This is a genomic window from Streptomyces sp. NPDC044984 (genome assembly GCF_040646935.1).
Classification (GTDB): domain Bacteria; phylum Actinomycetota; class Actinomycetes; order Streptomycetales; family Streptomycetaceae; genus Streptomyces.
Genome location: NZ_JBEZBE010000016.1, coordinates 69,806 through 82,123, shown reverse-complemented (window position 1 = coordinate 82,123; position 12,318 = coordinate 69,806). Strand labels below are relative to the sequence as shown.

10 protein-coding genes are annotated in these 12,318 nt (G+C 74.9%); 4 read left to right on the top strand and 6 right to left on the bottom strand.

Annotated elements, in window-relative coordinates:
• The first annotated feature begins 28 nt into the window (after positions 1–28).
• Positions 29–1,300 (top strand): GNAT family N-acetyltransferase, encoded by a 1,272-nt coding sequence (locus AB0A94_RS19140; RefSeq protein WP_361745714.1) that lies wholly within the window; start codon positions 29–31, stop codon positions 1,298–1,300.
• 183 nt (positions 1,301–1,483) lie between these two features.
• On the opposite strand, the gene AB0A94_RS19135 is transcribed toward AB0A94_RS19140, so the two are convergent.
• Positions 1,484–2,659 (bottom strand): PLP-dependent transferase, encoded by a 1,176-nt coding sequence (locus AB0A94_RS19135; protein WP_361745712.1) that lies wholly within the window; start codon positions 2,657–2,659, stop codon positions 1,484–1,486.
• A gap of 72 nt (positions 2,660–2,731) precedes the next feature.
• On the opposite strand from AB0A94_RS19135, the gene AB0A94_RS19130 reads away from it, so the two are divergent.
• Both AB0A94_RS19130 and AB0A94_RS19125 read left to right on the top strand, forming a co-directional pair.
• A complete protein-coding gene (locus tag AB0A94_RS19130) occupies positions 2,732–3,223 on the top strand; it encodes an Lrp/AsnC family transcriptional regulator (RefSeq protein ID WP_030822187.1) in 492 nt (163 codons plus the stop codon).
• A 32-nt stretch (positions 3,224–3,255) separates the two neighbouring features.
• On the top strand, positions 3,256–4,944 hold the full coding sequence (locus AB0A94_RS19125) for a DUF885 domain-containing protein (protein WP_361745710.1): 1,689 nt from the start codon (positions 3,256–3,258) through the stop codon (positions 4,942–4,944).
• A gap of 24 nt (positions 4,945–4,968) precedes the next feature.
• Here AB0A94_RS19125 and AB0A94_RS19120 read toward each other — a convergent pair whose 3' ends face one another.
• The 3 genes from AB0A94_RS19120 to AB0A94_RS19110 form a co-directional block, all read right to left on the bottom strand.
• Positions 4,969–5,814, bottom strand: a complete 846-nt coding sequence (locus tag AB0A94_RS19120) for an SDR family oxidoreductase (protein WP_361745708.1) — start codon at positions 5,812–5,814, stop codon at positions 4,969–4,971.
• Between the two features lie 215 nt (positions 5,815–6,029).
• A complete protein-coding gene (locus AB0A94_RS19115) occupies positions 6,030–6,542 on the bottom strand; it encodes an immunity 21 family protein (protein ID WP_361745706.1) in 513 nt (170 codons plus the stop codon).
• A gap of 43 nt (positions 6,543–6,585) precedes the next feature.
• Positions 6,586–7,062 carry a rhodanese-like domain-containing protein gene (locus tag AB0A94_RS19110; protein WP_361745704.1) on the bottom strand — a complete coding sequence of 159 codons (477 nt, stop codon included), beginning with the start codon at positions 7,060–7,062 and terminating at the stop codon, positions 6,586–6,588.
• Between the two features lie 93 nt (positions 7,063–7,155).
• Here AB0A94_RS19110 and AB0A94_RS19105 point away from each other — a divergent pair, with 93 nt between their 5' ends.
• Positions 7,156–7,602, top strand: coding sequence for an Lrp/AsnC family transcriptional regulator (locus AB0A94_RS19105; RefSeq protein ID WP_361745702.1), 447 nt, complete (start codon positions 7,156–7,158; stop codon positions 7,600–7,602).
• A 7-nt stretch (positions 7,603–7,609) separates the two neighbouring features.
• Here the strand turns inward: AB0A94_RS19105 and AB0A94_RS19100 are convergent, their stop codons facing one another.
• Both AB0A94_RS19100 and AB0A94_RS19095 read right to left on the bottom strand, forming a co-directional pair.
• A complete protein-coding gene (locus tag AB0A94_RS19100; protein ID WP_361745700.1) occupies positions 7,610–10,606 on the bottom strand; it encodes an SMC family ATPase in 2,997 nt (998 codons plus the stop codon).
• Positions 10,603–11,766, bottom strand: coding sequence for an exonuclease SbcCD subunit D (locus AB0A94_RS19095; RefSeq protein WP_361745698.1), 1,164 nt, complete (start codon positions 11,764–11,766; stop codon positions 10,603–10,605). Before AB0A94_RS19095 ends, AB0A94_RS19100 begins: the two co-directional genes overlap by 4 nt.
• Between the last annotated feature and the right edge of the window lie 552 nt (positions 11,767–12,318).

Here is a 12,318-nt window from a genome sequence, read left to right as displayed (position 1 = left end):
CCTTCACAGTGACTGTATGAGTCGAGACATGTCTGAAGTGACGAACACCCGGCACGGCGGCCCCGTGCACCGCCGGTGGAACCCCGTCGGGCTCACCGCGCGGTGCACGGCCGCCTTCCACGCGTGGTGGGCACGGCGCCACGGCCACGCACCGCCGGCGCACGATACCGGCGGTGCCCGGCCGTCCGCCGCCGTGGCCGGGGACAGCGTGCTGTGGCGGATGCGGACGACGGTGAAGGACGAACCCGGCGCGCTGGCCACGCTCTGCACGGCGCTGGCCGAGCGGCGGGTCGACATCCTGAGCCTGCAGACGCACCCGCTGGGCGAGGACACCGTCGACGAGTTCCTGCTGCGGGCGCCCGAGGGAACGGACCTCGTCGCCGCCGTGTCGCTCGCCGGGGGTGCGGACACCTGGACCGAGCGGGCCGACGCCCACGATCTGGTGGACGCGCCGACCCGGGTCCTCGGACTGGCCGCCCGCACCGCGCAGGACGCGGCCGAACTGCCGCTCGCACTGCGCCAGTTGCTGGGCCGGTGCACGATCCGCTCCCGGCCCGCCACGTCCCCGGGCGGCCGGCGGGTGGACGGGACCGTGCCCGAGGAGGGCTCCCTGGAGGACACCGTGATCCGGCTGCGCGCCCCGGAGGGCGGGGAGATCACCGTGGAACGGCCGTATCTGCCGTTCACGCCCACCGAGTTCGCCCGCGCCCGCGCGCTGGTGGAGCTGGACGCCCGGCTCGGTCCGCGGATCCCGCGCGGCCGGGACGTCCTCACCCTGCCGGAGGGCGGTGACATCTCCGTGCGCCGCGCGGACACCGGCGATCTGGCGGCCGCGCGGGCGATGCACGAGCGGTGCTCCGCCGAGACCCTGCGCATGCGCTACCACGGGCCGGTCGGCGACGCGGACCGCTATCTGAACCACCTGCTCAGCCCGCGCTTCGGCCGCACGCTCGCCGCGCAGACCGCCTCGGGCCGCATCGTCGGCCTCGGTCATCTGCTGTGGGACGGCGACGAGACCGAGGTCGCGCTGGTCGTGGAGGACGCCTGGCAGCGCCGGGGCATCGGCGCCGAACTGCTCACCCGGCTGGTGGCGATGGCGGCCGAGGACGGCTGCGCCCAGGTGTACGCCGTGACGCAGGCGTCCAACACCGGCATGGTCGCCGCGATGCGCGGCCTGGGGCTGCCGCTCGACTACCAGATCGAGGAGGGCACCCTGGTCGTCACGGTCCGCCTGGACGCCGTGGCGGACCGCCGCGTGCCCGGGGGGCGGGAGCACGGCGAGCGGATCGGCCGGTCGTAGCCCGTCGCGCGCGGACACGCGGCGCCCGCGCCGGCACCGTGCTCGAGCACGAAGCCGTGGCCGGCGAGCGACCGCGGGGCGCCGGCCGGCGAGCGCGCGAGCGCGGGGTTCCGGCCGCCGCGCGGGCACACGGGGAACGGCCCGGCGGTTCGCGCCGCCGGGCCGTTCCCCGTGTGCGCCGCCTCAGACCCGGGCCGGCGCCTCCGCCGGTGCGGGCGTCCCGGCCCGCTCCCCCAGGGCCGCGTCCAGATCGGCCCACAGGTCCTCGACGTCCTCCAGGCCGACCGAGAGCCGCAGCAGCCGGTCGCTCACCCCGGCGTCCCTGCGGTCGTCGGCGTCGACGATGCGGTGGCTGATGGAGGCCGGGTGCTGGATGAGGGAGTCCACGCTGCCCAGGCTGACGGCCGGGGTGATCAGGCGTACGCCGGCGATCACCTCGTGCGGGTCCCCGTGCACCTCGAAGGAGACCATCGCCCCGCCGATGCGCGGGTAGTGCACCCGGGCCACGCGCGGGTCGGCGGCGAGCCGGGCGGCGAGTTCGGCGGCGTTCGCGGACGCGGCCCGCACCCGTACCGGCAGGGTCGCCAGGCCGCGCAGCAGCAGATAGCCGGCCAGCGGGTGCAGCACGCCGCCCGTGGCGAACCGCACCTGGCGCAGCCGCCCGGCGAACTCCTCGTCGCAGGCCACCACGCCCGCCAGCACGTCCCCGTGCCCGCCGAGGTACTTGGTGGCGCTGTGCAGCACCAGCCGCGCCCCGTGTCCGGCCGGGCGCTGGAGGACCGGCGTGGCGAAGGTGTTGTCGACGAGCAGCGGCACGGAGCCGCAGGCGTGGGCGACGGCCCGCAGGTCGATCTCGGCGAGCGTGGGGTTGGCCGGGGTCTCCACGAGCACCAGGCCGGTGTCGGGGCGCAGCGCGTCGGCGACCCCGGCCGGGTCGGTCCAGGTCACCTCGGAGCCGAGCAGCCCGGCGGTCAGCAGGTGATCGCTGCACCCGTACAGGGGACGCACGGCCACGACGTGCCGCAGCCCCATCGAGCCGCGGACCAGCAGGACGGCGCTGAGCGCGGCCATGCCACTGGCGAACGCGACCGCCGATTCGGTGCCTTCGAGCCGGGCCAGGGCGGTCTCGAAGCGGGCGACGGTCGGGTTGCCGAGCCGCCCGTAGACGGGCGGACCCTCCGGCTCGGCGCCGGTGGTGGCGAAGGCGTCGATGCGGGCCGCCTCGGCGCGGCTGTCGTACGAGGGGTAGGTGGTCGACAGGTCGATCGGCGGGGCGTGCAGTCCCAGTCCGGCGAGATCGTCGCGGCCTGCGTGCACGGCCTCGGTGGCGAGTGCGCGTGGGGTGCGTCGCGTGTCCATGCCCAAGTCCATGGACGGAAGGGTGAACACCGAACGGGCCAGGGGAGCGGAATCCCGTGTTACGTTCGGCCAATGGCCGAATCTGTCGTACTGGATCCGGTCGACCTCCATCTGCTGCGGCTGTTGCAGAACGACGCCCGGACGACGTACCGGGACCTCGCCGCGCAGGTCGGGGTCGCGCCGTCGACCTGTCTGGACCGGGTGACCCGGCTGCGCCGCTGTGGCGTGATCCTCGGGCACCGGCTGGAGCTGGACCCCGCCAAGCTGGGGCGCGGGCTCCAGGCGCTGCTGTCGGTGCAGGTCAGACCGCACCGGCGGGAGCTGGTGGGGCCGTTCGTGGAGCGGATCCGGGCGCTGCCGGAATCGCTGACCGTGTTCCATCTGACCGGCCCCGACGACTATCTGGTGCACGTCGCGGTCGCGGACATGGCTGACCTGCAACGGCTGGTGCTCGACGAGTTCACCGCCCGGCGGGAGGTGGCCCGCGTGGAGACCCGGCTGATCTTCCAGCGGTGGGACTGCGGGCCGCTGCTGCCGCCTTCGCCCACAGCTCAAACGGGATGACGTACCGCGGGCCCGGTACCAGGATGGTCCGCATGTCTCAGACCCACAGCGCGCTTCCCCGTCAGGTCGCCGACGCCTACGTCGACGAGCTCATCGCCCTCGACCCGGTCACCGGAACGTTCCTCGGAGTGAAGGAGAGCTCCTCCCGTCTGCCCGACCTCTCGCCCGCCGGGCAGGAGGCGCTCGCCGAGCTCCAGCGGGCCACCCTCGCGCGGCTCGACGAGGCCGAGCGGCGGCCCGGCGCGGACAGCGGCATCGAACGCCGCTGCGCCCGTCTGCTGCGCGAGCGGCTCACCGCCGAACTGGCCGTGCACGAGGCCGACGAGGGCCTGCGCTCGGTCGGCAACCTGGGCACGGTCGCGCACTCGGTGCGCGAGGTGTTCACCGTGACGCCGGCGGAGACGGAGGAGGACTGGGCGGCGATCGCCGAGCGGCTGCGCGCGGTGCCGGCCGCGCTGGCGGGCTACCGGGAGTCCCTCGCGCTGGGCCTGGAACGCAAGCTGTACGCGGCTCCGCGCCCGACGGAGACCTTCGTCGGGCAGCTCACCGAGTGGGCGGACACCGGCGGGGGCCGCGGCTGGTTCGAGGACTTCGCCGCCGCGGGACCGGACGCGCTGCGCACCGAGCTGGACGAGGGCGCCCGCGCGGCGACCGCGGCCGTCGTGGAGCTGCGGGACTGGATGCGCGACGTGTACGCGCCGTCGATCGAGGGCGCGCCGAACACGGTGGGCCGGGAGCGCTACGCCCGCTGGGCCCGCTACTACAACGGGACCGATCTCGACCTGGACGAGGCGTACGCGTACGGCTGGTCCGAGTACCACCGGCTGCTCGGCGAGATGAGGAAGGAGGCCGAGAAGATCCTGCCCGGCGCCGCGACGCCGTGGGTGGCGCTGGCGCACCTGGACGAGCACGGCCGCCACATCGAGGGCGTCGACGAGGTCCGCGCGTGGCTCCAGGGCGTGATGGACCGGGCGATCGAGTCCCTGGACGGCACCCACTTCGACCTCGCCGAGCGGGTGCGGAGGGTGGAGTCGCGGATCGCCCCGGCGGGGAGCGCGGCGGCGCCGTACTACACGCCGCCGTCGGAGGACTTCTCCCGCCCGGGCTGCACCTGGCTGCCCACGATGGGCCTGACCCGCTTCCCGGTGTACGACCTGGTGTCGACCTGGTACCACGAGGGCGTGCCGGGCCATCACCTCCAGCTCGCGCAGTGGGTGCACGTGGCCGCGGACCTCTCCCGCTACCAGGCCTCCGTGGGCATGGTCAGCGCCAACGCCGAGGGCTGGGCGCTGTACGCGGAGCGGCTGATGGACGAACTCGGCTTCCTCGCCGACGCGGAGGAGCGGCTGGGGTACCTGGACGCGCAGATGATGCGGGCGGCCCGGGTCATCGTCGACATCGGCATGCACCTGGAGCTTCGGATCCCGGCGGACTCGCCGTTCCACCCGGGTGAGCGCTGGACTCCGGAGCTGGCCGAGGAGTTCTTCGGGGCGCACAGCAGCCGCCCGGCGGACTTCGTGGAGAGCGAGCTGACCCGCTATCTGACGATCCCGGGCCAGGCGATCGGCTACAAGCTCGGCGAGCGGGCGTGGCTGCTGGGCCGGGAGAAAGCCCGCGAGCGGCACGGCGACGCCTTCGACCTCAAGGCCTGGCACATGGCCGCGCTGTCCCAGGGCTCGCTGGGCCTGGACGACCTGGTGGACGAACTGTCGGCGCTGTGAGCCGGGCCTACGCCGTCAGCGCCGTCAGCGCCGGAACCCGCCCTCGGAGTCGATGACCTGGCCGGTGATCCAGTCCGCCTCGTCCGTGGCCAGCCACGCGATGAGGCGGGCGGGGTCGTCGGGCATGCCCCAGCGGCCGGCGGGGAAGCGGGCGGCGACGGCGTCATAGGCGTCGCCGGTCAGGTAGTCCGTGTCCACGGGACCGGGGTTGACGGTGTTCACGGTGACCGCGTGCCCGGCCAGGGCGGTCGCCAGGGAGCGGGTGATCGAGGCGAGCGCGCCCTTCTGGAGGGCGTAGGCGATCTCGCCCGGCATACCGCCCGCGATGTCCTGCCCGGAGGTCATCATCACCACGCGCCCGCCCGGGCTGTGCGGGGGCAGCGCGGCGCGGTGCCGGGCGTGGGCCTGGACGAGCAGCAGCACCGAGCGGGCGTCGACGGCCCAGTGCGCGTCGAGCATGGCGGCGTCGACGGTGTCGAGGTCGCCGTCGGAGCCGCTGAGGGCGTGGTTGGCGACGAGGATGTCGAGCCGTCCGCCGAGCGCCTCGGCCGCCCGGGCGTGCAGTTCGGCGGGGGCCGCGGGGTCGGTGAGGTCGCCGGGACCGGCGAGCACGCGGGCGTCGGGGTCGCCGAGGGCGTCGCGCACGGAGGCGGTCACGTCCTCGGTCCGGTCGGCGCCCCAGGGCATGGCGGCGTCGTGCGGCACGTGGTGGTGCAGGTAGACACTGGCTCCATAAGCGGCCAGCCGCCGGGCCACGGCATGACCGATGCCGCCGCGCCGGCTGGCCCCGGTGACCAGCGCGGTCCGGCCCCGCAGGGGCAGGGGGTCGCGGCGGAGTGCTTCAGGTGCGGGATGCGGAAGCCTGGGCATGATCGCCCATCATGCGGGGCCGGGCGGGCCGGCGCACGCGAATATCGGCCGGACGGTCCGCCCGCCCGGCGGTGCGGCCGCCACGGTGCTCCCGGCCGAGCCGTGCGCCGTGGCCGTCCACGGTGCGCACGGACCGAGGCCGGCGGGGTCGCCCGGGGGCGCTCGTCCCCGCCGGCCCGGTGGCGGGCGCCGCCCCCGTGGCGGCGGACCGCCGGTCAGGCCAGCGGCCGGACCTGGACGAGGACCAGCCAGGTCTCCGGGCCGGGCTGCACCTGGGCCGCGCGGACCGCGTAACGGCCCGGGGTGAGCGTGAGGCGCGCGTGGTCGGTGCCCGTGGAGTCGCTGCCGGGCCAGGCCGCGTCGAACAGGACGACCGTGCCGGGCACCTTCCAGTGCACCTCGGGCTGCCACCGCGCGGTGTGCAGCGCCGCCGGGACGCTCGCCAGGAGTTCCGCCTCACCGTCACCGGCGATCCAGCGGACGAGGGTGCCGTGTTCGGGGAGGAAGGCGGTCGCGGCGGGCTCGTCGCCCAGGACCAGGGCCGCCGCGTCGCCGACCGGGAGGAGCCCGACGAGTCCGTCCACCTCGCAGGCCCGGTCGTAGTCCGAGGCCGTCTCGTCGCCGTCGGCGCCCGTCCAGAACGGCAGCACCGTCTCCGGCACCGCGACGAGCGGCCCGCCGCCCGACTCCACCCACTGGACCGTGCCCGGCTCCGCGTGTCGCACCATGCGCAGAACCTACCGGGTCGGCTCCCTCACCGGATCCGGGGGTTCAGCATCCGCAGTCGTCGGCGCCCACGGGCGCCGTCAGCGGGTCGGGGGCACGGCGCTCCCGGCCCCGCCAGGTCTCGAACTCGAAGCCCTCACGCACCCAGTACTCGAATCCGCCGAGCATCTCCTTGACCCGGTAGCCGAGTTCGGCGAGGGCGAGCGCGGCGCGGGCGGCGCCGTCGCAGCCGGGGCCCCAGCAGTACGTCACGACCGGGACCGACGGGTCCAGGAGCTCGGCGGCCCGCTCGGGGACGAGCGCGGTGGGAAGGTGCACGGCGCCGGGGACATGGCCCTGGTCCCAGGCCTCGGTGGAACGGGAGTCCACCAGGACGAACCCGGGGTCGCCGCCGGCCGCGAGCGCGGCGGCCACGTCGGAGACGTCGGTGTGGAAGGCGAGGCTCGCGCGGAAGTGGGCGGCGGCCTCCGCCGGGGAGGCGGGGGCGACGCGCAGGACGGAGTTCACGGTGGTGGTGGTCATGGGAGAGAAACTACGGCCGCGGGACCCGGGCCTGAAGTGGAGAACCCCGGCCTCCACCTTGATCGGCCGGGGATTCCCTGCTACTTCTCGGGAATGACCGCGTATTCCCCGGACGCCACCGACTGGCGCATCCTCGACGTCCTCCAGCGGGAGGGACGGACCGGTTTCGCCGAACTCGCCCGCGCCGTCTCGATGTCCGCGAGCGCGGTCACCGAACGGGTGCGCCGCATGGAGGAGGCCGGGGTCATCCAGGGCTACGCGGCGGTGGTGGACCCGGAGCGGATCGGGCTGCCGATCCTGGCCTTCGTACGGCTGCGCTACCCCGCCGGCAACTACAAGCCCTTCCACGACCTCGTCGCCGTGATGCCCGAGATCCTGGAGGCGCACCACGTGACGGGCGAGGACTGTTTCGTCATCAAGGTCGCCGCCCGTTCGATGCGGCACCTGGAGGAGGTGGCGGGCCGGATCGGCGCGCTCGGCTCGGTGACCACCAGCGTCGTCTACTCCTCGCCGCTGCCGCGCCGCCCGCTGGGGCGGTGAGCCGGCCTCAGCGGGCCCCGCGCAGGCGCAGTTCCGAACCGGAGCGTCCCTTCACGACCTCCAACTGGGCGTGTATCCGTCGCCGCAGATCGCCGACGTGACTGACGATGCCCACGCTGCGGTCGCGTTCCCGCAGGGAGTCCAGGACGTCCAGGACCTCGTCGAGGGTCTGGTCGTCGAGGCTGCCGAAGCCCTCGTCGATGAAGAGGGTGTCCAGCCGGACCCCGCCCGCCTCGTCGGTGACGACGTCCGCGAGGCCGAGCGCGAGGGCGAGGGAGGCGAAGAAGGTCTCGCCGCCCGAGAGGGTCGCGGTGTCGCGCTCCCGTCCGGTCCAGGCGTCGACGACGTGCAGTCCGAGTCCGCTGCGGCCGCGGCCGGTGCGGTCGTCGGAGTGGACGAGGGTGTACCGGCCGGACGACATGCGGTGCAGCCGTACGGTCGCGGCGGCGGCGACCTGTTCCAGGCGGGCGGCGAGGACGTACGACTCCAGGCGCATCTTCCGCTCGTTGTCCGCCGAGGTGCCCGCGGTGAGTCCGGCCATGCGGGCCACCCGGTCGTACTCCTGGCGCAGTGGTCCCAGCCGACGCACCGAGGCGGCGGCCCGCACGGAGAGCCGGTCGAGTTCGGCGCAGCGCCGGTCGGCGGCGTCCCGCGCGGAGGCCGCCTCGCGCACCCTGCGGCCGGCGTCCTCGGCGGCCCGCTGTGCGGTGGTGAGGTCGGCGGGCGGCTGCTGTGCGGCGGCCACGGTCTCCGGTTCGGCGAGGACGGCCCGTACGGCGGCCTCCTCCTGCTGCCAGGCGTCCAGGCTCTGCTGGAGTTCGCGGTGTGCGGTGTCGTCGAGGAGGGCCTCGGCGGCGGCCTGCGGGGTGTCGAAGCCCGCGCGGAAGGCGGCGTCGGCGAGCCGGGCGTCGGCTTCCTTGAGCCGCTGGGCCGCGTCCTCGGCGGCGCGGGCGGCGTCGGCGGCGTCCGTGAGCCGTGCGACGTTCCGCTCCAGCTGCGCGGCGCGCGCGGCCACGCTGGTGGCGTCCCCCCGCGCCTGCGTCAACTCCTCGGTCAGCGCGGCGTGTTCTTGGTCCAGCCGCTCGCGGTGGCCCACGCGGGAGGCGGCCCGGACGGCCGCCTCCCGCTGGGCGGTGATCCTCAGTTCGTGCTCCCGCTCGGCGCGGCGCAGCCGCTCCTGCTCGGCGTGCAGTACGGAGGCGGCGTCCCGGGCCTGGGTGTACTGCCGCTCCAGCTCCTCCGCTTCACGGGCGAGTTGTGCGGTCGCGGTGTCCCCGGCCTCCGCGCTCGCGGCGGCCAGCGCCTCCCGGACGGCGCCGAGCCGCCGCTCGGCCTCGGCGCGCTGGTCGTCGGCGCGCTGGTGGTCGGCGAGGGCGCGTTCCTCCGTCGCGCGGTCGACGTGCCCGTCGACCTTGCGGGCGGGGGCGGGGTGTTCGGTGGCGCCGCAGACCGCGCAGGGTTCGCCGTCGGTGAGGCCGTCGGCCAGTTCGGCGGCGATGCCGTTCAGGCGCTGTTCCTTGAGGTCGAGCCAGTGCTGCTTCGCCGCGAGCGCCTGTTCCCGGGCGGCGCGGGCCTGTTCCTCGGCCGCTTCCGTCTCCCCGGCCAGCCGGTCGCGCAGCCGCGCGGCGTTCAGCCGCTGCCACGCGGGGTCGCGCAGCACGGCGAGTTCACGGGCCGTGGTCTCGGCCCGCCGAGCGGACTCGATACCGGTCTGCAGACCGGTGCGGGTCTCCTCCCAGTCCGCGAGCCAGGTCTCCGCGTCCTCCCGCACCTCGTCGTCGGCACGTTCCTGGCGGTCCAGGTCGGCGCGCTCGTCGAGGAGTTCCGTCAGCCGCCGCTCGGCGCGGCGGGCCGACTCCAGCCCGCCCAGTTCCTCGGCGGCCCGGCGGGCGGCGGCCGCGAGCCCGGCCGCTCCCGCGTCCGCGAGGGGCGCCGGGAGCAGGGCACGCGCGCGCAGTTCGGCACCGGCCGCCCGCCGGTGCCCGTCCTCGGCGGAGTCCCGCAGGTCCAGGGCGGGGGCGACGGTCTCGGCCTTGCGGGCCCGCTCCAGGCGGGTCCGCGCCTCGTGGTGGGCGCCGGACCGCTCCTCGAGCCGAACCGCCCGCTCCCGTGCCTCGGCGAAGCGCCGTTGCAGCCGGTCCCGTTCGCGTACGGCGTCCAGGACGCGGTCGGCGTCGGCGAGGGCGGACTCGGCGGTGGCGAGGCGGCAGCGGGCGGCGGCGAGCTGTTCCCGCGCGGTGCTGCGGGCGACGGCGGCCGCGCCCAGCACGGCCTCGGCCAGTCCCGGTTCGCCGGGCGTCAGCTCGGGCAGCTCCATGGAGTCGCCCGCGGCCTGCTGCATCCGGTGCGCGTCGGCGAGCAGGTCGGCGTCGCCCTCGCGCACCCGGGCCTCGGCGGCCCGCCGGCGTTCGGCGAGGCGCTTCTCCACGTCGGCGAAGCGGCGGGTGTCGAAGAGGCGGCCCAGCAGCCTGCCGCGGGCTTCGGCGTCGGCGCGCAGGAAGCGCGCGAAGTCGCCCTGGGGCAGCAGCACGACCTGGCAGAACTGCTCCCGGCTCATGCCGAGGAGCTGGGTGATCTCCTCGCCGATCTCCTGGTGCGAGCGGCTGAGGTCCTTCCAGGTGCCCGAGGCGGCGTCGCGTTCACGCAGCCAGGTCTGGGCCTTGTCCACGGTGGTGCCCGTGCGGCGGCCCTTCTTGGGACGCTCCCAGGGCGGCTGCCGGGTGATCTCCAGCCGGCGGCCGGCGACGGTGAGTTCGAGGGTGACCTCGGTGCGGACGCCCGGGGCGGCGTGGTCGCTGCGCAGGGTCATGCCCTGGCCGCTCTGCCGGGCACCGGGGACGGAGCCGTACAGCGCGTAGCAGACGGCGTCCAGTACGGAGGTCTTGCCGGCGCCGGTGGGTCCGTGCAGCAGGAAGAGCCCCGCGGCGGACAGCTCGCCGAAGTCGACGCTCTGGGTGCTCCCGAAGGGCCCGAAGGCGGTGATGTCCAGCCGGTGCAGCCTCATCGCGCCACCTCCCGCACCGCGTCGTCCGCGCGGACCGCGTCGAAGGCGTCCCGCAGGACGGCCCGTTCGTACGCGTCGGGTCCCGCACCACGCACGTGGGTGACGAAGTCCTCGGCGATCTGCTGGTCGTCGCGGCCGGCGAGGCGGCGGGCGTAGGAGACCGCGGGGTCGTCCGCCACCCGGTCCGGGTCGAAGACCAGGCTGAGAGTGTGCGGGAAGCGCTCGGTGAGCCGGGCCATGGGGTCGGCCGGGCGGACCGGGTCGGTGAGCGTCGCCTCGACCCACGCCTCCGTGTGCGGTGCCAGCGCGGGATCGGCGAGCAGTTCCTCGAGGGTGCCGCGGATCCGGGCCAGCGGGCGCGGCACCGGGCAGTCCACGCGCTCGGCGGTGACCGCCCCGTCGGCGGCCAGGTCGACGAGCCACATGCTCTTGCGGTGGCCGGCCTCGGAGAAGGAGTACGGCAGCGGGGAGCCCGAGTAGCGCACGCGTTCGGTGAGGGTCTGGCAGCCGTGCAGATGCCCCAGCGCCACGTAGTCGACGCCGTCGAACACCCCGGCGGGCACGGCGGCCACCCCGCCGACGGTGATGTCCCGTTCGCTGTCGCTGGGTTGGCCGCCGGTGACGAAGGCGTGCGCGAGGACGACCGAGCGGGTGCCGGGCGGGCGGGCGGCGAGGTCGGCGCGGACGCGGTCCATGGCGGCGGCGAGCACCGTCTCGTGGCCGGCCCTCTCCACCCCGAAGGTGTCCTTCACCAGGGCGGGTTCGAGGTACGGCAGCCCGTAGAAGGCGACGTCCCCGTGCCCGTCGGACAGCACCACGGGCGTGCCGCACGCGGACGGTTCGGTGCGCAGGTGGATGCCGGCGCGCCCCATGAGCCCGGCGCCGACGCCGAGGCGGCGGGCCGAGTCGTGGTTGCCGGAGATCATCACCGTCGGCACGCCGAGACCGGCGAGACGGTGCAGGGCGTCGTCGAACAGCTCGACCGCGGCGAGCGGCGGCACCGCACGGTCGTACACGTCCCCCGACACGACCACCGCGTCCACCTCGCGCTCACGCACGGTGCTGACGAGGTGGCCGATGAACTCCGCCTGGGCTCCGAGCATGCCGACCCGGTGGAAGGACCGGCCGAGGTGCCAGTCGGAAGTGTGCAGCAATTTCACGAAATCGCCCCGACCTGCACGTTTACCCCCACCGCACCTCAAATACCAGCACGAACCAGCACGAGGCTCGCGTCACGCCCACCACGCTAACTCATGTTGCCCCCCGGTCCACCACTCACCTCGAATCACCCCCGTGATCCGAGTGCGATTCCGGTGTGTCCGCGTAATCACCTGTCACCGGTTCTTCGAGGCCGGGTGTGCGGGGTCCCGGCTCCACGTCATCGTGTCCGCCGTGCGAAGGCCCTGCGGCTCCGGCCGGGGCGGAGTCGTGCTCGCGAAATGAACGGCCCCGGGTGCGCGGCTTCCTCGAGGGTGTTCGTCGGCTCCGAAACTGCCGCCACTCCGCCATTGGATCGACGGCGCTGAAGAATGCCCGCAACTCTTCCACCGCACCTGCCGGCACGCGGTCGGTACCGAACGTGGGCGAACAGCCTCCCGTTCTCCCGAACAGCTCATGGATACGACGGGATTTCCCTGGGCGGCAGGGACGTTGCGTGCTGTCGTTCCGTCGGATCGAGCACGTGGGTCCGTCCGGCAGGTTCGCGACGTCAG

Coding starts and splice junctions, on each gene's coding strand:
- AB0A94_RS19140 (WP_361745714.1), top strand. CDS start 29: ATGTCTGAAGTGACGAACACCCGGCACGGCGGCCCCGTGCACCGCCGG.
- AB0A94_RS19135 (WP_361745712.1), bottom strand. CDS start 2,659: ATGGACACGCGACGCACCCCACGCGCACTCGCCACCGAGGCCGTGCAC.
- AB0A94_RS19130 (WP_030822187.1), top strand. CDS start 2,732: ATGGCCGAATCTGTCGTACTGGATCCGGTCGACCTCCATCTGCTGCGG.
- AB0A94_RS19125 (WP_361745710.1), top strand. CDS start 3,256: ATGTCTCAGACCCACAGCGCGCTTCCCCGTCAGGTCGCCGACGCCTAC.
- AB0A94_RS19120 (WP_361745708.1), bottom strand. CDS start 5,814: ATGCCCAGGCTTCCGCATCCCGCACCTGAAGCACTCCGCCGCGACCCC.
- AB0A94_RS19115 (WP_361745706.1), bottom strand. CDS start 6,542: ATGGTGCGACACGCGGAGCCGGGCACGGTCCAGTGGGTGGAGTCGGGC.
- AB0A94_RS19110 (WP_361745704.1), bottom strand. CDS start 7,062: ATGACCACCACCACCGTGAACTCCGTCCTGCGCGTCGCCCCCGCCTCC.
- AB0A94_RS19105 (WP_361745702.1), top strand. CDS start 7,156: ATGACCGCGTATTCCCCGGACGCCACCGACTGGCGCATCCTCGACGTC.
- AB0A94_RS19100 (WP_361745700.1), bottom strand. CDS start 10,606: ATGAGGCTGCACCGGCTGGACATCACCGCCTTCGGGCCCTTCGGGAGC.